The sequence below is a fragment of the Acetivibrio saccincola genome (assembly GCF_002844395.1).
Classification (GTDB): domain Bacteria; phylum Bacillota; class Clostridia; order Acetivibrionales; family Acetivibrionaceae; genus Herbivorax; species Herbivorax saccincola.
The window spans coordinates 2,568,923-2,589,854 of the sequence record NZ_CP025197.1; the positions used below are offsets into that span (position 1 = coordinate 2,568,923).

Annotated in this window: 22 protein-coding genes and 1 pseudogene; 2 read left to right on the forward strand and 21 right to left on the reverse strand. The window is 35.6% G+C overall.

The annotated features are described in order from the left end of the window. Positions 1-253: 253 nt before the first annotated feature. Complete coding sequence (locus HVS_RS11530) at positions 254-1,405, reverse strand: polysaccharide deacetylase family protein (RefSeq protein ID WP_101302528.1); 1,152 nt, start codon at positions 1,403-1,405, stop codon at positions 254-256. 79 nt (positions 1,406-1,484) lie between these two features. Continuing rightward, positions 1,485-2,168: a 4Fe-4S double cluster binding domain-containing protein gene (locus HVS_RS11535; protein WP_101302530.1), complete on the reverse strand. Its 684-nt coding sequence runs from the start codon at positions 2,166-2,168 to the stop codon at positions 1,485-1,487. A 207-nt stretch (positions 2,169-2,375) separates the two neighbouring features. On the opposite strand from HVS_RS11535, the gene HVS_RS11540 reads away from it, so the two are divergent. After that, positions 2,376-2,912: a DUF4364 family protein gene (locus tag HVS_RS11540; RefSeq protein WP_101302533.1), complete on the forward strand. Its 537-nt coding sequence runs from the start codon at positions 2,376-2,378 to the stop codon at positions 2,910-2,912. Between the two features lie 16 nt (positions 2,913-2,928). Here the strand turns inward: HVS_RS11540 and yhbY are convergent, their stop codons facing one another. The 14 genes and pseudogenes from yhbY to mtaB all read right to left on the reverse strand — a co-directional run bounded on the left by yhbY (position 2,929) and on the right by mtaB (position 14,910). Continuing rightward, positions 2,929-3,222, reverse strand: a complete 294-nt coding sequence (gene yhbY, locus HVS_RS11545) for a ribosome assembly RNA-binding protein YhbY (protein ID WP_101302535.1) — start codon at positions 3,220-3,222, stop codon at positions 2,929-2,931. Positions 3,223-3,263: 41 nt separating this feature from the next. Continuing rightward, on the reverse strand, positions 3,264-4,538 hold the full coding sequence (obgE, locus tag HVS_RS11550) for a GTPase ObgE (protein ID WP_101302537.1): 1,275 nt from the start codon (positions 4,536-4,538) through the stop codon (positions 3,264-3,266). 90 nt (positions 4,539-4,628) lie between these two features. After that, positions 4,629-4,907, reverse strand: coding sequence for a 50S ribosomal protein L27 (rpmA, locus tag HVS_RS11555; protein WP_101304254.1), 279 nt, complete (start codon positions 4,905-4,907; stop codon positions 4,629-4,631). Between the two features lie 9 nt (positions 4,908-4,916). Then, the gene (locus HVS_RS11560; RefSeq protein ID WP_101302539.1) at positions 4,917-5,246 is read right to left on the reverse strand and encodes a ribosomal-processing cysteine protease Prp; all 330 of its coding nucleotides are present in this window, start codon (positions 5,244-5,246) and stop codon (positions 4,917-4,919) included. Positions 5,247-5,273: 27 nt separating this feature from the next. After that, positions 5,274-5,585 (reverse strand): 50S ribosomal protein L21, encoded by a 312-nt coding sequence (gene rplU, locus HVS_RS11565; RefSeq protein WP_101302541.1) that lies wholly within the window; start codon positions 5,583-5,585, stop codon positions 5,274-5,276. A gap of 116 nt (positions 5,586-5,701) precedes the next feature. Then, positions 5,702-7,197, reverse strand: a pseudogene (locus HVS_RS11570) (Rne/Rng family ribonuclease). A gap of 22 nt (positions 7,198-7,219) precedes the next feature. Further along, the gene (locus HVS_RS11575) at positions 7,220-8,041 is read right to left on the reverse strand and encodes a TIGR03936 family radical SAM-associated protein (RefSeq protein WP_101302543.1); all 822 of its coding nucleotides are present in this window, start codon (positions 8,039-8,041) and stop codon (positions 7,220-7,222) included. Next, positions 8,028-9,875 (reverse strand): TIGR03960 family B12-binding radical SAM protein, encoded by a 1,848-nt coding sequence (locus HVS_RS11580; RefSeq protein WP_101302545.1) that lies wholly within the window; start codon positions 9,873-9,875, stop codon positions 8,028-8,030. The genes HVS_RS11575 and HVS_RS11580 overlap by 14 nt, the downstream gene beginning before the upstream one ends. Positions 9,876-10,079: 204 nt before the next feature. Beyond that, positions 10,080-11,156, reverse strand: a complete 1,077-nt coding sequence (locus HVS_RS11585; protein WP_101302547.1) for a DUF3048 domain-containing protein — start codon at positions 11,154-11,156, stop codon at positions 10,080-10,082. Positions 11,157-11,263: 107 nt separating this feature from the next. Continuing rightward, on the reverse strand, positions 11,264-11,554 hold the full coding sequence (locus HVS_RS11590) for a DUF1292 domain-containing protein (RefSeq protein WP_101302550.1): 291 nt from the start codon (positions 11,552-11,554) through the stop codon (positions 11,264-11,266). A 145-nt stretch (positions 11,555-11,699) separates the two neighbouring features. Further along, a complete protein-coding gene (gene ruvX, locus HVS_RS11595) occupies positions 11,700-12,122 on the reverse strand; it encodes a Holliday junction resolvase RuvX (protein WP_101302553.1) in 423 nt (140 codons plus the stop codon). Between the two features lie 25 nt (positions 12,123-12,147). Next, on the reverse strand, positions 12,148-13,095 hold the full coding sequence (locus HVS_RS11600; RefSeq protein WP_101304256.1) for an aldo/keto reductase: 948 nt from the start codon (positions 13,093-13,095) through the stop codon (positions 12,148-12,150). Between the two features lie 75 nt (positions 13,096-13,170). Then, positions 13,171-13,443 (reverse strand): IreB family regulatory phosphoprotein, encoded by a 273-nt coding sequence (locus HVS_RS11605; RefSeq protein ID WP_101304258.1) that lies wholly within the window; start codon positions 13,441-13,443, stop codon positions 13,171-13,173. 156 nt (positions 13,444-13,599) lie between these two features. Then, positions 13,600-14,910, reverse strand: coding sequence for a tRNA (N(6)-L-threonylcarbamoyladenosine(37)-C(2))-methylthiotransferase MtaB (gene mtaB / locus HVS_RS11610; RefSeq protein WP_101302556.1), 1,311 nt, complete (start codon positions 14,908-14,910; stop codon positions 13,600-13,602). 190 nt (positions 14,911-15,100) lie between these two features. On the opposite strand from mtaB, the gene HVS_RS11615 reads away from it, so the two are divergent. Further along, on the forward strand, positions 15,101-15,328 hold the full coding sequence (locus HVS_RS11615; RefSeq protein WP_101302559.1) for an HPr family phosphocarrier protein: 228 nt from the start codon (positions 15,101-15,103) through the stop codon (positions 15,326-15,328). Between the two features lie 119 nt (positions 15,329-15,447). On the opposite strand, the gene HVS_RS11620 is transcribed toward HVS_RS11615, so the two are convergent. From HVS_RS11620 to eno, 5 genes are all read right to left on the reverse strand, one after another. Then, on the reverse strand, positions 15,448-15,939 hold the full coding sequence (locus HVS_RS11620) for a 2-thiouracil desulfurase family protein (RefSeq protein ID WP_101302562.1): 492 nt from the start codon (positions 15,937-15,939) through the stop codon (positions 15,448-15,450). Then, positions 15,896-18,139 (reverse strand): ribonuclease R, encoded by a 2,244-nt coding sequence (rnr, locus tag HVS_RS11625; RefSeq protein ID WP_101304260.1) that lies wholly within the window; start codon positions 18,137-18,139, stop codon positions 15,896-15,898. The genes HVS_RS11620 and rnr overlap by 44 nt, the downstream gene beginning before the upstream one ends. Before the next feature lie 149 nt (positions 18,140-18,288). Beyond that, positions 18,289-18,840, reverse strand: coding sequence for an HDIG domain-containing metalloprotein (locus HVS_RS11630; RefSeq protein WP_101302564.1), 552 nt, complete (start codon positions 18,838-18,840; stop codon positions 18,289-18,291). A 215-nt stretch (positions 18,841-19,055) separates the two neighbouring features. Beyond that, positions 19,056-19,295: a preprotein translocase subunit SecG gene (gene secG / locus HVS_RS11635; RefSeq protein WP_101302567.1), complete on the reverse strand. Its 240-nt coding sequence runs from the start codon at positions 19,293-19,295 to the stop codon at positions 19,056-19,058. Positions 19,296-19,440: 145 nt separating this feature from the next. Beyond that, positions 19,441-20,742 (reverse strand): phosphopyruvate hydratase, encoded by a 1,302-nt coding sequence (eno, locus tag HVS_RS11640; RefSeq protein WP_101302569.1) that lies wholly within the window; start codon positions 20,740-20,742, stop codon positions 19,441-19,443. Positions 20,743-20,932: the final 190 nt, after the last annotated feature.

Consider the following 20,932-nt stretch of genomic DNA (forward strand, 5'->3'; position numbering starts at 1 on the left):
TTTGCTTTTAAGAACTGTATATTGTAGAATGCTCCCCACAATAATCAGTATCCTTGTCAAACTGTTTTTAGAACGCTGAACCTATAGCAGGCTCACTATAGGTACAACTAATATACATTATGGTGTTTTAAAAAACATCTTATAAAGCAAGATGTCTCTTTAATAAAGCAGGCAAAAACAAACCCCTTTATTAAAGAAGTGTTCATATATGATTATAATACATTTTCTCTTTTAATGCAAATACAAGAAAATTTTAATATGTTATAAGCTCTTTACCATTAAGTTTGTCTAAATCTACATTTTCTGCTAAATTTTCAGGTACTGTTATGGTATCGGGATTTCCGTCACTTACATATTGTTCTTCCCTTGAAAGATTCTTTAGCCACCAAGCTAAGTCTGCATCCACCGGATTAATTCCTGATGCCCTCACCCTCTGAATGGAAGTAAGATCAAGATTTTTGCTGACAGGTGAAAGAGCCGGTGACCATCCCACTTCCAATATTCCTTTGTTTTCATATTCAACGCCTTCATAAACCCCATTATACACATATTGTCTCAATTCCTTGTCCGGCCAGATTCCAAAAGGCAGTGAAAAAGTGGTCATTTTGTAGCCATCAACCAGCTGGGACACTATCTTTTGGTTTTTACCAATTTGCTCTTGTATTTCATCAGCAGTTTTTAAATTTTTTAAATTTGCATGTGTATAAGTATGGTTGCCTATTTCAAAACCTTTATCAATTAAATATTGAAGTCTCTCTTCTAAAGTACCTTCCCCTTCAAAAGTATTATTCCCTAAATTCAGATAAAAAGTCCCTTTTACCCCGAAGTCAGGGTGGGTTTTGTTAAATTCCTCAATTATACCCACTGCAGACTTTTTATTTGCCACAAGCTCACCGTTTTCCTCCACTAAGTTAAACTGACCGCTGGTACCGTCATCAAAAGTAAAAACCATGGGTATACATCCTGCAGGAACTGAAATATTGTTATTTAAATAGTCATTCATACTAATTAATCTGTAGTCTCTTTCATAAAGCTCATGAAGAAGTTTTTCAAACTCGTCAAATGTAGTGGTATATTCGCCATTATCATAACTTGTAGGAGTAAAGGTCTCTACAAAATTATGAAACATTACTATCATAATTTTTCCTGCTTCATTAGGCTTAACATCTTCAACATTAATTGGTGTTGGTTCCGGCGTTGGCTCCGGTGTAGGCTCCGGCGTTGGTTCTGGTGTATTTTCACCCTTTTCATCAGTTATATCTGTATCACCTTCAGATATGGTACTGCCACCAGTATTGTCATTATTGTCTCCAACTTTGCCGCCTTTGCATCCTGTAAATGTTATCAGCAATAATAAACTAAGTAGTATAACTAACGTTTTTTTTGTTTTAAATAGTGTAGACATATCCATTTCTCCTTATCCTTTGTATTAATTTTAAAAAATCAATATTTATATATTTATTATAATTTATACTTGTTACAATTCAAATGTAATTTAAACCTTTAGGACAAACTTTTATACATATCCCGCATACAGAACCCCTTCCTATATGCTTGAATTTTTCCTTCATATAATCACTACATGCCTTAGCATCAATAATCAAACTTCTCTCACAGCCTTCTTCCCACAAAGCACCGGTAATTGCCATGGCAGGACAGTTTACCACACACTCTTTGCAAGAGCCACAGAGGGGTTTTTGTATGTTATTTACAGCAGGTACACTAATGTCTGTCAAAATAGTCCCAAGCCTTACCCTTGGTCCATATTGATTACTTATAAAAAGACCGCTTTTCCCAATCCATCCAAGCCCCGCCATTACCGCAGCTGTTTTGTGAGGAAAAATCCCCGAATACGCATCCTCCACATCGTTGACTGTCTGGGATGCAGGTACACCCAGGGCTTTATATCCCCTATCCTGTATAAAAAGCTGACCTTTAAGGGTTATTTGATCTATTAGTGTATTTACCGTCCTGTAGTGGTGAAAATAAGTATACGTAGGCTTATCCTCTATCTGTTCTATTATAAAGTCCGACAGCCTCACACCTATTGTAATGGCATATTTTAACTTTTTTAAATTTTCCGGAAGCTTTTTTTCCACATTTGAAAAGCCTACAAAACTTGCCCCCCACTCTATTAACTTGTTGCCAAGCTCTTTATGAAACTCCAACAAGTACCACCTCTTTTATTATATAGCATAATTAAACTAAAAACATAATAACATATTTAAATTTATATTTCCATTTTCGTATAAAATAAAAGTGCTATAAAAAGTAACAGGAAATATGTTATAATACACATTATACTCATATAAATTTATAGCTGAAAAAATACTGTAAATATATGTTTTTGCTAATTTTGAAAGGAGCGTACATTTATGTCTATAGCTAGCAACAGGGAACTTGCTGAAAATAAACTCATTCTTCTTTACATACTTGATAAATTAAATATGCCTGTAAGCAATCTCCAACTTACTAAAATAGTCATGGAAAACAAACTTATGAACTACTTTATATTCCAGCAATTTTTAGATGAATTGTGCAGTCTTAAATTTATATCCCCAAAAATCACAGATAACAAAACATATTATACCATTACACCTTCCGGAAAGCAAGCTTTGGACTATTTTGTAAATCACATACCAAAAGGTATAAAATTAATTATTAATAATTATATTAGTAACGTGCGTAAAAATATACGCAACGAAACATTTATTAAGGCAGATTTTACCCCTGAAAATGAAAATGAATTTACTGTAACCTGCCAAATCCGGGAGGATACTTTCAGCCTTATAGATTTAAAAATATCAGTGGGAACAAAAAGTGATGCCAAAGATATTTGCAAAAACTGGCAAAAACACTCCCAGACAATATATAGTGAAATAATAGAAAGTCTCATAAAACCCCGGGATTAACTAATATAAAAACCATTCAATGGTTTATATCTATAACTTTGTTTTCTTTTGACTCCCTGTATAAAACAAATTTATTCCCTATAACTTGCACAATTTCTGATTTTGTCATCCGCGCAACTTCTTCGCAAATTTCCCGAACCTCTCCCGGGGAATTTTTTAAAACATTTACTTTAATTAATTCCCTTGCTTCTAACGCATCATTAAACTGCTTTATCATATTATCATTAATACTGCCTTTTCCCACCTGGAATATAGGCTCAATCCTGTTGGCTAAACCTTTTAAATAACTTCTCTGCTTGCCGGTTAGCATAAAATCCACTTCCTTTTTTTACTTATTATTTATCTTTCTTATTATTTATAATACTCAAATTCAATATCCTCTACCCTTACAGTATCCCCTTCATTTATTCCCTCTGCTTCTAATGCATCAATTATTCCCTTCCTCTTCATGCTTCTTTGGAAATACTGTAAAGATTCATAATCATTAAAATTAACTGAAGCAATGAGCCTTTCTACCCACTTTCCTTCAACAACATAAACATCGTTCTCTTTATATACCTTAAAATCATCTTCCTCATTTTCAGCCTCATATACAAATTTTTCTTCAGGCTTTACTATCACCGTTTCAGGCAATTCCTTAAGCATGTTTGCCGCATACCTCATAAGCTCTTTAACTCCCTTTGATGTAGCAGCAGATATAGGAAATACCTTATATCCCTTTGGCTCAATAACATTTTTAAATTCCGTTAATTTTTTCTCAAAATCTTCTGTAATGTCTATTTTGTTGGCAGCAACTATCTGAGGCCTTTTAAACAGTGGTTCATTGTACTCTTTCAGCTCTTTATTTATAATTTCAAAATCCTCTAGAGGATCCCTTCCCTCAGAGCCGGATATATCAACAACATGAATTAATAGCTTTGTCCTTTCAATATGTCTTAAAAATTCGTGTCCTAATCCCACACCCTGATGGGCACCCTCTATTATTCCAGGAATATCTGCCAAAACAAAACTATCTTCTCCCAGGTCAACAACTCCTAAGTTTGGAGTTATTGTGGTAAAATGGTAGTCTGCAATTTTAGGTGCGGCGGAAGTAACAACAGATAAAATTGTAGATTTCCCCACATTGGGAAAACCGATAAGCCCCACATCTGCCAAAAGTTTTAGTTCTAAAATAACAGAAAGCTCTTCTCCCTCCTGCCCTGGTTTGGCAAAATTGGGAACCTGCCTTGTAGGAGTAGCAAAACGCTGATTGCCTGCCCCGCCTCTGCCGCCTTTTGCAATAACAACTTTTTCCCAAGGCTTCACCATGTCTGCAATTATTCTGCCTGTCTTTTCTTCTTTTACCAAAGTTCCCGGAGGCACCCTTATTACAAGATCCTCACCATCTTTCCCGGTCCGGTTGGCCTTTCCTCCGTTTTGTCCGTCTTCTGCCCTGTATTTTCTTTTGTATCTAAAATCCTGCAAAGTCCTAAGACCTGGATCTACAACAAAAACAATATTTCCGCCCCTGCCGCCGTCCCCGCCGTCAGGTCCGCCTTTGGCCACATATTTCTCCCTGCGGAATGACACGGCACCATTTCCGCCATTTCCTGCTTTAATTTTTATTTTTGCACTATCTATAAACAAAGCCTCTCAACTCCATATAGCTAATTAGTTATAGTATTTCTCATATATAAAAATTAAATCCCGGTTTAACACCGGGATTTTAAATTTCTATTATGCTGGTATAACACTTACCTGTTTTCTCTTTTTGCCTAGTCTGGAGAACTTAACTTTTCCGTCAGTAAGTGCAAATAGTGTATCATCACTACCTTTGCCAACATTTTCACCTGGATGAATTTTTGTTCCCCGCTGTCTTACCAATATATTACCGGCTTTAACGAACTGTCCGTCTCCTCTTTTTACACCAAGTCTTTTTGCTTCACTGTCACGTCCGTTTTTTGAACTACCTACCCCTTTTTTCTGGGCAAATAATTGTAAATTTACATTCATCATAATCATCAGTTACACCTCCTTATCTGATACCGAAACGTATTCCCTATATGAAAACTCTATTTGCTTAAATCCTATCACTGCTGCCTCTAAAATAATATTGGCAATTTTCTTCTTTTCATCAGAAATACCTTCTGGAACTGTACATTCCATATAGCCGTCTTTTTCTACATAATTGCATTTCCCCACCATGTTTTTCATGGCCCCCACTGCGGTATATGCTATTGCAGATACTCCAGCGCAAACAATATCACTGCCGTATTCTGAAAAACCGGCATGACCTTTCACTATAAACCTTTGAATATTGTCCTCTTTGTCCCTCTTTATATTTATTTTAATCATTTTCTAACCCATGCATTAATTTAAAGCTTATGCATTAATTTTTTCAATTTTTACTTTTGTATGAGGCTGTCTATGACCTTGCTTTTTCCTGTAGCCTTTTTTAGCTTTAAATTTGAAAACTATTATTTTCTTGTCTTTGCCATGGGATAGTATCTGACCGGTAACTGTCGCATTCTTCACAAATGGAGCACCAAAATTCATTTTATCCCCGTCTGAAACAGCAAGTACTTTGTCAAAAGTCACAGATGTTCCTTCTTCTCCAGCCAGTCTGTCTAAAAAAACCACATCTCCTTCTTGAACTTTGTACTGCTTTCCGCCGTTTTCTATTATAGCATACATAAAAACACCTCCCTATCCTCCAGTCTCGCCGATAAAAGGTAGCAGTTAAAAACATTGCTCTGCGTTTTGAAACCTTTTTCGCACGGTCACCATTGCATTTTAACACAACCGGATGACTATGTCAATAAGTTATCCGGGTCAATTTCTTTTATAAATATATCTTCATGCTTCACATCCTCTGAAGCCTTTATTACAATTCTTTTATTAAAGGCATTTTCAATTCTGAAAAGGTTTCCGTCATTTTTACCCAGAAGCACTTCCGCCACTGAAGGATGTACCTCCACCTCAATTGCAGAGGCTATTGTCTGGGCAAAATACTTTCTTATTTTCTTTTCAACATTCCTTGCAACAGATTCTGATGAAAGAATCTTCCCTCTTCCTTCACAATAAGGGCAGGGCTGCGTCACAAGTGACTCAAATCCCTCTCTTATATTCTTCCTTGTCATCTCTATAAGTCCTAATTTTGTCATATCAACTACAGTGGTTTTTACTCTGTCTTTTTTTAATGCTTCCTCTAAAACATTCATTACTTCTGTTTTATGCTCAGGTACACTCATATCTATAAAGTCAATTATAATTATTCCCCCGATATCCCTAAGCCTTATTTGTTTTGCAATTTCTTTTGCAGCCTCTTTGTTGGTCCTTAAAACAGTTTCTTCAAGATTGTTTACCCCCACATATTTCCCTGTATTTACATCAATAACCGTCAGTGCTTCTGTACGTTCAATAATCAAATACCCACCGCATTTAAGCCATATTTTCTTTGCCAGTGCCTTTGAAAGCATTTCATCAATACCTAGCTTTCAAATAAATCTATATTTTTATTAAAATACTCAACCCTGAGCTTTAAGGCCGGCGAAATCATTTCAACCCATTCAAGTACTTTATAGTATTCCTTTCTGTCATTAATAACAAACCTGTCTATATTCCACGTAAAAATATCTCTTATAGTTCTGTAAATTACATTTACATCCCTGTGAATGCATCGTGGGACAGGTCCTGACTGTTCTTTTTGTTTTATTTTATTCCAAAGTTTAACTAAAAAGTTTATGTCATTTTTAAAGTCTTCTTCCCTTTTTCCTTCTGAAACTGTCCGTACAATAAGCCCCATATTCTTAGGCTTTATTTTTTCAGCTATTTTTCTGAGTTTTGCCCTTTCTTCTTCATCTTCTATCCTTCTGGAAATACCTATATAGTCTGCATTAGGAAGCAACACCAGCTGCCTTCCCGGAAGGGTTATATGTGTTGTAACCCTAGGACCTTTTGTGCTTATAGGCTCCTTTTTAACCTGTACTGTTATTTCCTGCCCTGGTCTTAGTATATCTTCAATGTTGCAATTCTTCACATCACCGTAAAACTCTTCATCATCCTCACTAAATTCTTTTTGTGGGATTGCGTCCCTAACATATAAAAAGGCATTTTTCTCGTAGCCAATATCTATAAAAGCAGCCTGCATTCCAGGTAAAACACTGCTTACTCTTCCTCTGTAAATGTTGCCTACCAATCTTTCGCAGTCATTCCGCTCAATAAATATTTCCACCAATTCCCTATCCTCTAAAAGAGCAACCCTTCTCTCATTCAATCCCACATCCACTATAATTTCACTAACCATTTTTGACCACCTCATATTGCAATTATTCATCTAATGGATTTATAAGCTTGCCTTTACTACCTGTAAAAAGACCAGTCCGATGTATTTTTATAATATCAAAATCACTATTTAAAATTTCATTCAGTGCTTCTACCAAAAGCACCGGTTTTAAATTTCCAGGGCTTCCTGCACTAAGCAGTGTTGAAAAACAAAAAATATTGTTTTTAGAGCTTTTGTGATTTATATAATCTTCATAATTGACCTCAATATATTTTAAAATCCAGGTGTTTTTACACAAAAGATTATCCGGATACTCTTCCCTTTTAATTTCTTTATCTGTTCTTCCAGTAAATATTTTAGTATCTGTTATTTTGATGTCAATATCATAAATCATCGGTTTTATATCAACATCTTTAATTTTTCTTTTGGTTTGTTTTTTTACAACTATCTCTTTTAGCTGCATAAATTTTTCTATTAAATCCCTGGCCTCTTGATAATTAAGCTCTGAGGCAACTAAAATTTTATATGATGCAGCAACAACAGAGGCCATAATATTTTCTTTTGTCTTTCTTTCTTTTGCATCTATAAGGACTATTCCTTCAGGAAGACAGCTATTTAGCCTGTCAATAAACTCTTGAGGGTTTAAAGGTTCTTCAATTTCTAAGTCTAAATACTCCGCCTCACTTGTCACCCCTACTGATAAGGGCAAGCCGAAAACCAACTGGGGGTGAGGGTTAAAACCTTTTGAATAAAGTACCGGAATACCGGATCTTCTTAAAGCTCTTTCAAACACTTTCATCAAATCCAGATGGGAAATATATTTAACTTCCTCACCGCGTATAAATTTTGCCCTAATGCAGTTCATTGCAAATACCTCCATCAAAAACCAAAGCCCCGCACCCTGTACATTTAACCCTGCAGTTAGGAGTGATCACTTCAAAGTAGGCTTTTTCATTTTCTCTTTTTAAAAACTTTTTTGTCACACCCACATCTATGTGATCCCATGGGAAAATCTCATCAAAAGTCCTTTTTCTGTTTGCATAAAAATGGGGATCTATACCGCATTGGTCAAAAGCTTCAATCCAGCTGTCAAATTTAAAATGTTCCCCCCAGCTGTCAAATTTACACCCTTTTTTAAATGCAGCATAAAGTACTTTTCCAAGCCTTCTGTCCCCTCTTGCCAATACAGCTTCTAAAAAGCTTATATACGGGTCATGCCAGCTGTATTTTATATACTTACCCTTTAACTTTTCCATTAAGTACTGTTGCTTTTCCTTTAGTGTTTCAATACTGTCCTGTGCCTCCCATTGAAAAGGTGTAAAAGGTTTAGGTACAAAGGATGATGTACTTACATTTACACTAAGTCCCTTTCCTCTTTTATCTTTTGGCGTTTTCATGTAAACATCCACAACTTTTTTAGAAAGCTCGGCTATACCGTCTATGTCCTCCATCGTCTCTGTAGGAAGACCTATCATAAAGTACAGCTTCACGGTGCTCCATCCCCCTGCAAAAGCAATGGCTGCAGAGTTTAACAAATCCTCTTCCGTTACCCCTTTATTAATTACATCTCTAAGCCTTTGGCTTCCTGCTTCAGGAGCAAATGTCAGCCCGCTTTTTCTTACCTTTTGAGCCTTTTCCATAAGCTCCATTGAAAAAGAATCCACCCTCAGGGACGGAAGGGAAAGATTGACTTTTTTGGGCTCCATTTTATCCATCAAGCCTGTACATAAATCCCTTAAATGAGAATAATCACTGGTACTTAAAGATACCAGGGAAATTTCCTCATATCCGGTACTCTCCTGAAGTTTTTCCGCCAGTTCCAATAATTTACCTGAAGTTCTCTCCCTTACAGGTCTGTAGATATAGCCCGCCTGGCAAAACCTGCATCCTCTTATGCATCCTCTAAATAATTCCAGCATTATCCTGTCGTGGACTATATCGGTAAAAGGAACAATTATTTTATCCGGAAAGGAAACCTTGTCCAGATCTTTTATTATCCTTTTTTTTATTTTTTCAGGGTACCTGTCTGCCTTGGGGCTAATTGCTCTTATAGTGCCGTCATCATTATACTCCACATTATAAAACCCAGGTACATATATTCCCTCTATATTAGCAATCATCTCTAAAAAGCTTTCTTTACTCTCCCCGGAACCCTTCCAGTTTACATAAGCATCCATAACTTCATTTATAACTTCTTCACCTTCGCCTAACATAAAAAAATCTATAAAATCTGCCAAAGGTTCGGCATTGTAGGCACAAGGTCCTCCGGCACACACAAAAGGATGCTCCTTAGTCCTCTCACTTTTAAGTACAGGTATTCCTGAAAGATCCAGCATGTTTATGACGTTTGTATAACTCATTTCATATTGGAGAGTAAAACCAATGAAATCAAAAGAATTCACTGATGAATGAGTTTCAAGGGTAAAAAGGGGAATATTACTTTCCCTCATTTTTTGCTCCATATCAACCCATGGGGCAAAAACCCTTTCGCAAAATGTATCCTTCCTCTCATTTAAGACATGGTAAAGTATCCGCATGCCTAAATGAGACATGCCAATTTCATAAACATCAGGAAAGCAAAAGGCAAACCTGATTGATACATTATCTAAATCTTTGTAAACGCTATTCCACTCATTCCCTGTATATCTTGATGGTTTTTCAACGCTTTGTAATATTTTATCACTGATTTTTACTTTCAAATAAACCTCCTGTATTTAAAAAAATTTTATAAACTATTGTATGCAAATCTTTATATTGATTTTTTTATTTTCTTAAAATCAATTTTATCTATAAAATACAAAAATACATTAAAATCCACTATTTTTAAAACTTTTATAACATATATATTATGATAACTAAAATAATATTATTTATCAATACCAACTACATATATAATTTATACTTTATTCTATTTCCAGGCTTCCATTGGTGGGAAAAACCTGCACCCATGTCTGCCCCGGATTAAGTAAAATCCTGTTTCCCTCTTTGTCAAAATACTGGGTTTTTTCCGTCCTGCCTGGTTTTGACCATGTTATTTCAATGTATTTTCCATTTGTTATATAGTAACCGCTCCCGCTGCCAACGGTATCCACTTCCTGCCTTCCGGCATCGTCACCTTGTATGGGGTAATTTCTAACCAGCTGGATAATAATGTTTTTAGCAAAAAGCTGTTCTTCCGTTACCCTTTCCATATGCGGTTCATCTTTCCTGAATCTGAAATAAACTCCCTTTTTCTCATCATATTCATAACCGGCTGACATTACCCAAGAATATTTTAAATTGATTTTCTCTGCCTTTTTACCATTTTCCAATAAAACAGGTTCATCAGAGTATGAAAACACATGCTCTTTGTCTGTGGTAGTCCTAAATCCCACTTTTTCTACATAGTTTTTGATCTTTTCCATGGATGTGTAGCTGTCCTGCCAATTGTACGGGTCATCTGTTATGTCCCAAAAGACCCCCCATACTCCGTTTATATTGTTAATGCCAAATTTAGAAATATCTCTTTGAGCCATAGGACTCCAGCCAATGTGGACATAAATAGCATCATGTTCCATGGTATAGTCTAAAAAATAATGCCTGGAACTTCTGACAGGTCCGATCATAGAAGGCTCCTGATCCCAAAAAACAGGCATAAACCTGGTTTCCCCGCCTTCAACTATTATTTCATAGACAACCTGGGCTAAATGGAGTCCGCCCTGGGGCAAAACCCTAGGACCTGCATTGTCTATCATAACTGCATATGGTCTTGTCCCTTTAGAAGGAATTTTGAAATATTTAAGTGCTAAATCCTCCTCTTCTTTCGGCTCTTCCTCTATAATTTCTTCTTCTAAATTTTCTTCTACAACTAAAGGGGTTGGTGTTTCATCATTTGTAACTTCTAAATCCGGCTCTTCGGCGCTTTTGCAAGCAAATAAAAATAATAATAAAAGCAAAAAAGAAATTAAAATTTTCTTTTTTATAAATGATAATTCCCTCACACAAACACCCCGCTATTTTATTATATAAACATATATGAACATAAACTTTACATTTAAATTTTATAAGATAAAAGAGTTCAAGGGGGATACTCCCCCCCTTTTATTTTTTAATTATCCAAAATTTCAAATTCTTCCTCCATTCTGACTTTAAAGTGTTCAAAAACAGCATCTAATTCATCATCATCGTCAATTGTCAAAAGACTGTCATCTCCGTCTTTACCATGGTCAATTTTTAATATTACAACTTCCGCCACACCGGTTCCATCATCTTCTTCTCCATAAGGTAAAAGAACAACATATTCGCTTCCATTAAACTCAAAGGTGTCTAAACATTCAAATTCCACTTCTTCTCCATTTTCATCTACCAAAACCACCAAATCATCTCTTTCTTCTGTCATTGTAATTACCTCCATCTCTTTGTTAATTAAGCATAAATTGTATTAGATAATCTACAGGTTTAATCAGTATATTAATTATTATTTTCCAACAAAACCTATAGATATTCACCTGAATTCACTTAAAGCACATTTTAACAAAAAAAATTCACCCTCTTGCCTGACTGTCTAAATACCCTTGGAGAATATATACAGCTGCAATTTGATCCACCAGCTTTTTTTTATTATTTTTTTTAACTCCTATCTCCCGCATAGCTCTATTAGCAGCTACAGTTGTTAGCCTTTCATCCCACAGAATAACTTCTATTCCTTCAATGCTTTCCTCCAGAAGCCGGGCAAATTCTATAGTTTTTTCACCTCTAGGTCCTACCGTACCATTCATGTTTTTAGGAAACCCAAGGACAATCTTATTTACTTTATATTCTTCAACCAGCTCAGAAATCCTTTTTAAAGGTTCCTCAATTCCACGGCTCCATTTAATGGTTTCAATGCCCTGGGCTGTATACATAAGGGCATCGCTAATTGCAATTCCTATCCTGCTGTCACCATAGTCAATTCCCATTATTCTCATGTTTTATTCCTCCACATTGCCCTTTTTAACACACTTTAATAGCAAACTCAGGACAAACACTTGCACAATAACTGCACAGTACACATTTTTCCTCACATACTTTAGCTTTCCCGTCATCTATATAAAGTGCTCCTTGCTTGCACCTTCTGACACATTTACCACAACCGGTACACCACCAGTCAATGTGAAGATGTCTTTGTTTTTTTTGAAGAGATTCTTTTATATGTCCCGGTACCTTTTCATTTTTAAACATGCATATATTCATAATAACTTCATCAACAGACTGCATGCCTAGTGCTATAGAATGTATATAGGGAAGGTCCAGCACAAATTTTAAAGCTTCCTCATAAGAGCCTATTAAATTCCCCCCACCTAAAGGCTTCATGCTGTAAATCCCCTTGCCCATGTTAAATGCCTTTTCTACAGCCTTAAGCATTTCATCAATGGTGCCATCCCCTATTCCTATGCCGGTTTTGTTTACAATAGGATGAATCACCTCTATTTCAGGCATATCACAGCACGCCTCCACCACTTCCACATTATGCGTGGACACTCCTACAGCCTTTATTATTCCCTTTTCTTTCATGGAAAGATAGTACTCCAATGCGTCCCTGTGCCCTTTTAAAGTTAACCTGCTTTCCTGTTCATGAAGTAAAAATATATCTATAACATCAATGTCCATTTCCCTGCGGGCTTTTTCCACACTTTCCATTGCTCCCTCTTTTGAGTATGCATAGGACTTAGTTGCAATAACAATATCTTTGTTTGTTTTTTTAAGGGCTTCTCTTATATGGGGATATGTACCGTAAAGTTCAGCAGTATCTATAAAATTTACACCAAGCTCAATTGCTTTTAATATAATTTGGGCACCTTGACAAGGGGAAAGGTCAGCCTGCAGGGGTCCTATAATTAACCCTCCAAAGCAAAGCCTTGAAACATTTATTCCTGTATTACCAAGATTAACATATTGCAAGAAACCACACCAGCCTGATAAAAATTTTTCACATAAAAAGCACAAAAAAAAATAAGAAACTGACAAAAACCCCTTTTAATCTTTGGAGTCTTTGTCAACAGAACCTTCTAAGTAAAACCTTAAAATTTCTTCTAATATTTCATCCCTTTCAAGTCTCCGGATAATGCTTCTGGCATCCATATGGTTAGTTATGTAGGTTGGATCCCCTGATAGAATATAACCTACAATTTGATTAATAGGATTATAGCCCTTCTCTTTTAATGCCTTATACACAGTAAAAAGAAGTTCCCTTGCCTCATTGATTTTTTCTTTGTCCACATTAAACATCATGGTTTCGCTATTTTGCACAATAATCACTCTCCTGTCCCGCTCTAAGGGACCTTAACGACAAAGCGTCTAAAGTAATAACCCCTCATATATATAGTAATACAACAGGATAAATTATGCAATACATAATATTTTTAATTAAGTGGTTTTAGCTTTGCTATATTCCCTCTGCCTTAATTAATCCCTGTCTAATACTCTTCCTATAATGAAATCATCCACTGCCTCTTTAAGGGAAACATTTACAATCTCACCCTTTAGATTTTTGTCCCCTTCACATATTACTTTGATATAATTTGGCGTAAAACCTTCAACATAGCCTTTTCTGCCATTTACCTCCTGCTCAATTAATACAGGCATAGCCCTTCCTATAAACTTTTTATTAAACTCTAATGTCTTTCTCTTTGAAAGTTCTATTAATATATTGCTTCTTTTCTCTTTTTCAGATGCAGGTATTTGTCCCTCAAAGGACGCTGCAGGAGTTCCCTTCCTTGGCGAATATTTAAATACATGCATGCCCGAAAAGGAGATTTCATCGATAAAATTATATGTCTTTTGAAATTCTTCTTCAGTCTCCCCCGGAAAACCAACCATAACATCTGTAGATATTGCTACATCTTCAATTTCTTTTCTTAAATTGTAAACAGAATTCTTATATTCTAAAGTGGTGTATTTTCTGTTCATTCTCTTTAATGTTTCATCACAACCGCTTTGCAGGGAAATATGGTAGTGAGGACACATTTTTTTAAGGTGCTTTATAGTTTTTACAAATTCATTAGATATATAATTAGGTTCTATGGAACCAAGTCTTATTCTCTCTATACCATCTATCTCATGCACTTTTTTTATTAGCTCAATTAATGATGTGGTATTTGTGTCCTTCCCATAGGATCCAATATGTATTCCCGTCAGCACTATTTCCTTGTAGCCGGAGTCTACAAGTTTTTTTACCTCTTTTATAACATTTTCCTCGCTTCTGCTTCTTATGGGACCTCTGGCATATGGAATGATACAGTAGGAACAAAACTGATTGCAGCCTTCCTGCACTTTAATAAAAGCTCTGGCCCGTTCTTTATATATACCGAATCCCAATTCCTCAAAGGTTTTCTGTTTCATTATGTCTCCCACTGCATTTATTTTTTTCTTCTTGTCCTCAATTTCATTTATATATTGTATTATTTTAGATCTATCCTTTGTGCCCACAACTAAATTTACACCTTCTATCTGACTTACTTCCTCTGAAGCAGTCTGGGCATAGCATCCTGTCACCACCACAATTGAATCACTGTTTAACTTCTTTGCTCGCCTAATCATCTGTCTTGATTTTCTGTCACTAAGGCTGGTAACAGTACAGGTATTTATCAAATATATATCTGCTGTTTCACTAAAATCTACTATTTCATACCCTGCATCTTTAAAAATATTTATAAGAGCCTGGGTCTCATATTGGTTTACCTTGCATCCAAGAGTGTAAAAGGCAACTTTCTTCATCATTCTTCCTCTCTTTTTTTAAAACTTAGAATTAATATTTTCTCATATTTTTATTATAACTTTTATTTATAACACTGTTTCTTGCAAATCATATAAAAAACTTAAGAAAATTTTAGCAACTTCCTGATTGACTTGCAACACTAAACAGGATAAAATATATAAAATAGAACACATAAAGGAGGAGTTTTTTATGAAATCATTTAATATCAATCTAAAATCCATTACAGACGTTAAGGATTTTGTAAATATAGTTAATAAATATGATTTCGATATCGATCTAACTTCAGGAAGATACGTTGTAGATGCAAAGTCAATTATGGGTATTTTCAGCCTAGACCTAAGCAAACCAATCAGGGTGGATGTTCATACCGATTCATGCGAAGAATTTGAAAACGACATCAAAGATTTTTTAGCATAACATTAATTGGTATAGCATTATTATTTTGCATAACGTTTATGAACGAAGCTAATACAAGGAGAGGTGAATTGGCCTCTCCTTTTACCATTTCTTCAGCACTTCAATCTAAAATTTTCGTTCTAAAGAAATTTTTCCAAAGCATATTCATTAAAAACTTCTATTCCATTTTCTTTTAAAAGTTTGGTTGTCACGCCGCTTCCATCTATGAGTTTTCCCGAGAAAGACCCGTCATATATTTTATAAACACCGCAAGAGGGGCTTTTTTCCTTTAAAACAGCCTTTTTGATATTCATTAAATTTGCAATTTTTAAAACTTCCTCAGCACCATTTTCAAAGTACTTTGTGACATCCTCTCCATTTTCCCTGACTACTTTTAAAACACCTTTAGCCAAATCTTCACAAACTATTTCCGCCTTAGGTCTTGGGGTGGGAAATCCTCCTAACTGCTCAGGACAAACCGGTATAAGCTTATATTTGCCACAAAGCTTTATAATTTTTTCATTTAAATTGTTTTCCCCGTTGTGCTTACAATTTATGCCCATTAAACATGCACTTACCAAAATAGCATCAACGGCCTCTTCTTTTCTTTTTTTTCTTTTTTCCCTGGACATGACGCAGCACCTTCTCGTCTATCTTTTTACGTTTGCGTTTTGGTCTTTTAGTGTCTGCCATCTCTTTTTCAGCTTCTTCTTTGCCATCTTCCACAAGGACAAATTCAATTTGTCTTGCATCTACATCTGACTTAACCAGCTGGACTTTTACGGCATTACCTATTCTGTAAATCTTTCTTGTCCTCTCCCCAATGAGAGAGTATTGTTTTTCATTATACACATAGTAGTCATCTACCATACTGCTCATTCTTACTAGACCTTCTACAGTATTATCCAATTCAACAAACATACCAAAAGAAGCAACTCCGGAAATTACCCCTTCAAAAACATCCCCTTCATGTTTTTTCATATATTCCACTTTTTTAAGCACTTCTGTTTCTCTTTCCGCTTCCTCTGCTACCCTTTCTCTTTCGGAGCAAATTCTTGCAACATCAGGAAGTTTTTCTCTTAATACATCTTCTCTTTTGGCATTTATTTTACCTTTTAAAAACTCTTTTATAATCCTGTGAATAACCAAGTCAGAATACCTTCTGATGGGTGCAGTAAAGTGAGAATAATACTTTGCAGCCAGCCCGAAATGCCCAAAATTCACATGGCTGTACTTAGCTTTTTGCATTGACCTTAGCATTACAGTACTTATTATGGTTTCTTCTTTAGTGTCCTTTACCTTCTCCAAAAGCTCCTGAAAAGCCTTTGGATGGGCTTTGCTAAGTCCCTTTACTGTATAGCCTAAATTGTATACAAACTCTGCAAAAGATTCTATTTTTTCCTGGTCAGGTTCTTCATGAATCCTGTAAAGAAAGGGGGTATTTGTCCAGAAAAAATGCTCCGAAACAGTTTCATTGCACAGAATCATAAATTCTTCAATAATACTGTTTGCAATGGTTCTTTCCGCCTTTTTAACCTCTATGGGCACTCCTTTTTCATCAAGAACAATCTTAGCTTCATCTAAATTAAAATCTATAGCACCCCTCTTAATTCTTTTTTCCTTAAGCACCTGTGCCAGCTCTTCCATTGCATAAAGGTCTTCTAAAAGGTAGCTGTATTTTTCTTTTAAATTTTTATCATCTTCAACAAGAATTTTATACACTTCAGTATATGTCATTCTCTCATTTGAATTTATCACACTTTCAAAAATATCGTGTTCAACCACTGTCCCTTCATGGTTAACCTTCATCATCACTGACAAGGCAAGCCTGTCTTCCTTGGGATTTAAGCTACATATACCATTTGATAAAGCAGGAGGCAGCATGGGCAGCACCCTGTCAACTAAATAAACACTGTTTCCCCTTTTTAAAGCTTCCCTGTCAAGGTGTGAGTTCTCTTTTACATAGTGACTTACATCTGCAATGTGAACCCCCAGCATAAAATCCCCGTCAGGAAGCCTCTCTATGGAAACAGCATCATCAAAGTCTTTGGCGTCTTCCCCATCTATGGTAATCATTCTCAAATCCCTTATATCACGCCTTCCCTCTCTCATTTCATCTGTAACAGTCTGACCAAAAGACTCTGCCTCTTTAATAACTTCACCTGGAAATTCTTCTTTTAAATTAAATGATCTAATAATTGATAAAATATCAGTGCCTGGCTCATTTTTATCGCCAATTATTTCAATTATAGTCCCTTCTGCATTTCTTCTCTTTTCAGGCCACACAAGTATTTTAGCTTCTACCTTTTGCCCCGACACTGCACCGTTTATCTCGCTTTTGGGTATATATATATCCCCGAAAATCCTTTTGTCATCAGGAATTACAAAACCAAAATTCCTGCTGCTTTCAAATGTACCCACAACAGTTTTATTTGCCCTTTTTACAATCCTGATTATTTCCCCTTCTGACCTTCTGCCTCCTACAGCCTTTTTATTAATTCTCGCTATAACTATGTCATTATGCATTGCACCATTTACACTGTCAGAAGGAATAAATATGTCCTCTTCCCCGTTATTGGTAATTACAAAGCCATAGCCTCTTTCATGGCCTTGAAAGGTACCGGCGCTAAGGTTCATTCTTTCAGGAACCCCGTATCTGTTTTTTTTTGTTTTAAAAATTATACCCTCAGATTCCAATTCTTCTAAAACTTCTGCAAATTTTTCAACATCTTCCTGAGGCACATCAAGAACTGTAACAAGCTCCTCAAATAAAAGGGGCTTATATGCATCTTCCCTCATAAAAGATACTATTTTTCTTTTTCTATCCGCCATTAAAGTGTCTGTCATAAAAAACTTAGCTGTCTAAAAAAACAGCCTTACCCTCCTTTTTTAAGGATTAAAAGAAAAGAGTGCAAAATGCACTTTTTTCTTTTTATTTTTAATTCTATTTTATTATTTACTGAAAACCCGTCCTTCATTCTTTAAAGTCCCAACTCATCTGCAATTTTTTTCATTGCATTTAAAGCTATTTCGACAAACTCCTCCACTGAGAGACCTAATTCTTCACATGATTTAATTTGTTCCCTGTTTGCTCCTTTAGCAAATCCCTTTTCATTCATTCTTTTTAAAACAAATTCTACCGTCACGTCTTCTAACTTCTTAGAAGGAAGTATCAGCGCTGATGCAGTTATCAGTCCTGAAACAGGGTCGGCACAATACAATGCCTTGTCCATTTTTCTCTTTCTTTCCATTCCATGTACTTCATTGTGCGCTTTTACTGCATAAATTATAGAGCTCTCTACATTTAGTGATTCAAGTATTTCTGCCCCGACAACGCTGTGTCTTGAAGGGTCATCAGCTGTCTCATCATAGTCAATATCATGCAAAAGTCCTGCAAGTCCCCATTTATCGATATCTTCTTTAAAATAGAAAGCTAAATCCTTCATTATTGCCTCAACTGCCAATGAGTGTTTTATCAAATTTTCATTTTTTAATCTGCTCTTTAATTCTTTTAGCGCTTGTTCTCTTTCCATTGAAACTTAACCTCCATTATTTTATTCAATTTTTATTGCAGCGTAATTATATTATCTATGTACACTATCTACATATAAGTATTCGGCCGGTTTCACCTGTTTATTGTCCGTAATAATCACTTATTAAAGTTAAAAGACCCTCTTTTCATATTACTAAAATAAAATAGGAAGTACAAGATTATTAAAAAAAAACTGTGGAAAGCCACAGCCTTTTTTTATTTAGAATTCAGTATAAGTTGTAAAGCTACACAAGTAATCAAAAATCCTATGGCTGCAACTGCCGTGTACTTACTGAGCAGTGCGTCAATGGTCCTGCCCTTGTTTTTGCCAAAAAACGTTTCTGCGCCGCCTGCTATAGAACCAGACAGCCCTGCTTGTTTACCTGATTGTAGCAATACAATAACGATAATTGATATCGAAAACAATATGTGTAAGATAGAAACCGCTACTTGCATTGTTGAGGACACCTCCTAAAAAATTAACAATATCTATAATATCATATAACCAGCATAAATACAAGCAGTAAAACGTTTTTTTAATTATTTTTTTAACAAAGCCAGGCACCTCAACGCTAAAGCCATAGATATACAGGACTTTATATTATTTGTTTTTTAAATTAAACCATGCATTGATTCCAGGATACTGGGATATATTTCCAAGTTCCTCTTCTATTCTTAGTAGCTGGTTATATTTTGCAACCCTATCACTTCTTGAAGGTGCTCCTGTTTTAATTTGCCCTGCATTAACTGCAACAGCAATATCAGCTATAGTTGCATCTTCTGTTTCTCCTGACCTGTGTGAAACAACAGCAGTATATCCTGCACGGTTTGCCATTTCTATAGCATCTAATGTTTCTGTCAATGTTCCTATCTGATTTACTTTTATAAGTATGGAGTTTGCAACACCTAAGTCAATTCCCTTTTTAAGTCTTTCAGTGTTGGTTACAAAAAGGTCGTCCCCTACAAGCTGAACTTTATCTCCAATTCTTTCAGTCAGTAATTTCCAACCTTCCCAATCTTCTTCATTTAATCCATCTTCTAAAGATATAATTGGATATTTTTCTACCAGGTCAGCCCAAAAATCCACCATTTCATCTCTGGTTTTTCTTATTCCTGTCTTCCAGAAGAAATAAGTCCCGTCTTCCTGATACATTTCTGTTGCAGCAGCATCTATTGCTATTTTAAAGTCATCCCCTGGCTTGTACCCTGCTTTTTCAACTGCTTCTAATATAACCTGGATAGCTTCTTCGTCTGTCTTAAGATTTGGAGCAAAACCTCCTTCATCACCAACAGCTGTACTGTATCCCTTATCTTTTAATACACTTTTTAAGTTGTGGAATACTTCTGCACACATTTGAAGTGCATTTTTGAAGGATTTTGCACCAACAGGCATTATCATGAATTCCTGGATATTAACACTGTTGTCTGCATGCTGTCCGCCATTTATTATATTCATCATTGGAACAGGAAGAACTTTTGAGTTAACCCCGCCAATGTATTGGTACAGACTTAATCCAAGAGCTTCTGCTGCAGCTTTTGCAGTAGCAAGTGAAACTCCTAATATTGCATTTGCACCTAATTTGGACTTATTGGGTGTACCGTCTAATTCAATCATTAATTTATCAATGGCAACTTGATCAAAAACATTCATTCCTTCAACTTCAGGCGCAATAATGTTGTTAATGTTTTCTACTGCTTTTGATACACCTTTTCCAAGATACCTGTCTTTATCCCCGTCTCTTAATTCCACTGCTTCAAAAGCACCTGTTGAAGCTCCTGATGGAACTGCAGCCCTTCCTACAAAACCACCTTCTGCAATTACCTCTACCTCTACAGTAGGATTTCCTCTGGAGTCAAGTATTTCTCTCCCAAAAACGCTTTCAATTTCTAAATATTGCTTCATTTAATTCTCTCCCTTCATGTAGTAAACTTTTAGATAACAAAAGTAGTTTGTTTTATGGTTTCAAAACATTTATATCTATATTGTACATATTGTTATTGTATAACTCAAGTATTATTTAGCAAAAATTAATTAACGTTACCTCTATACATTGCCTGAAAAAAGGCTTTGTACTGCTTTTAGCACATGGTTT

What these genes read in the sequence shown, in the direction of transcription:
- rpmA (WP_101304254.1), bottom strand. Translation starts at nt 4,907, where the DNA reads ATGATGAATGTAAATTTACAATTATTTGCCCAGAAAAAAGGGGTAGGT.
- HVS_RS11615 (WP_101302559.1), top strand. Translation starts at nt 15,101, where the DNA reads ATGAAATCATTTAATATCAATCTAAAATCCATTACAGACGTTAAGGAT.
- eno (WP_101302569.1), bottom strand. Translation starts at nt 20,742, where the DNA reads ATGAAGCAATATTTAGAAATTGAAAGCGTTTTTGGGAGAGAAATACTT.
- HVS_RS11530 (WP_101302528.1), bottom strand. Translation starts at nt 1,405, where the DNA reads ATGTCTACACTATTTAAAACAAAAAAAACGTTAGTTATACTACTTAGT.
- HVS_RS11590 (WP_101302550.1), bottom strand. Translation starts at nt 11,554, where the DNA reads ATGACAGAAGAAAGAGATGATTTGGTGGTTTTGGTAGATGAAAATGGA.
- HVS_RS11575 (WP_101302543.1), bottom strand. Translation starts at nt 8,041, where the DNA reads ATGAACTGCATTAGGGCAAAATTTATACGCGGTGAGGAAGTTAAATAT.
- HVS_RS11620 (WP_101302562.1), bottom strand. Translation starts at nt 15,939, where the DNA reads ATGTCCAGGGAAAAAAGAAAAAAAAGAAAAGAAGAGGCCGTTGATGCT.
- secG (WP_101302567.1), bottom strand. Translation starts at nt 19,295, where the DNA reads ATGCAAGTAGCGGTTTCTATCTTACACATATTGTTTTCGATATCAATT.
- rplU (WP_101302541.1), bottom strand. Translation starts at nt 5,585, where the DNA reads ATGTATGCTATAATAGAAAACGGCGGAAAGCAGTACAAAGTTCAAGAA.
- HVS_RS11540 (WP_101302533.1), top strand. Translation starts at nt 2,376, where the DNA reads ATGTCTATAGCTAGCAACAGGGAACTTGCTGAAAATAAACTCATTCTT.
- HVS_RS11630 (WP_101302564.1), bottom strand. Translation starts at nt 18,840, where the DNA reads ATGGAAAGAGAACAAGCGCTAAAAGAATTAAAGAGCAGATTAAAAAAT.
- yhbY (WP_101302535.1), bottom strand. Translation starts at nt 3,222, where the DNA reads ATGCTAACCGGCAAGCAGAGAAGTTATTTAAAAGGTTTAGCCAACAGG.
- ruvX (WP_101302553.1), bottom strand. Translation starts at nt 12,122, where the DNA reads ATGAGAATAATGGGAATTGACTATGGTGACAGCAGGATAGGAATTGCA.
- rnr (WP_101304260.1), bottom strand. Translation starts at nt 18,139, where the DNA reads ATGGCGGATAGAAAAAGAAAAATAGTATCTTTTATGAGGGAAGATGCA.
- HVS_RS11560 (WP_101302539.1), bottom strand. Translation starts at nt 5,246, where the DNA reads ATGATTAAAATAAATATAAAGAGGGACAAAGAGGACAATATTCAAAGG.
- mtaB (WP_101302556.1), bottom strand. Translation starts at nt 14,910, where the DNA reads ATGAAGAAAGTTGCCTTTTACACTCTTGGATGCAAGGTAAACCAATAT.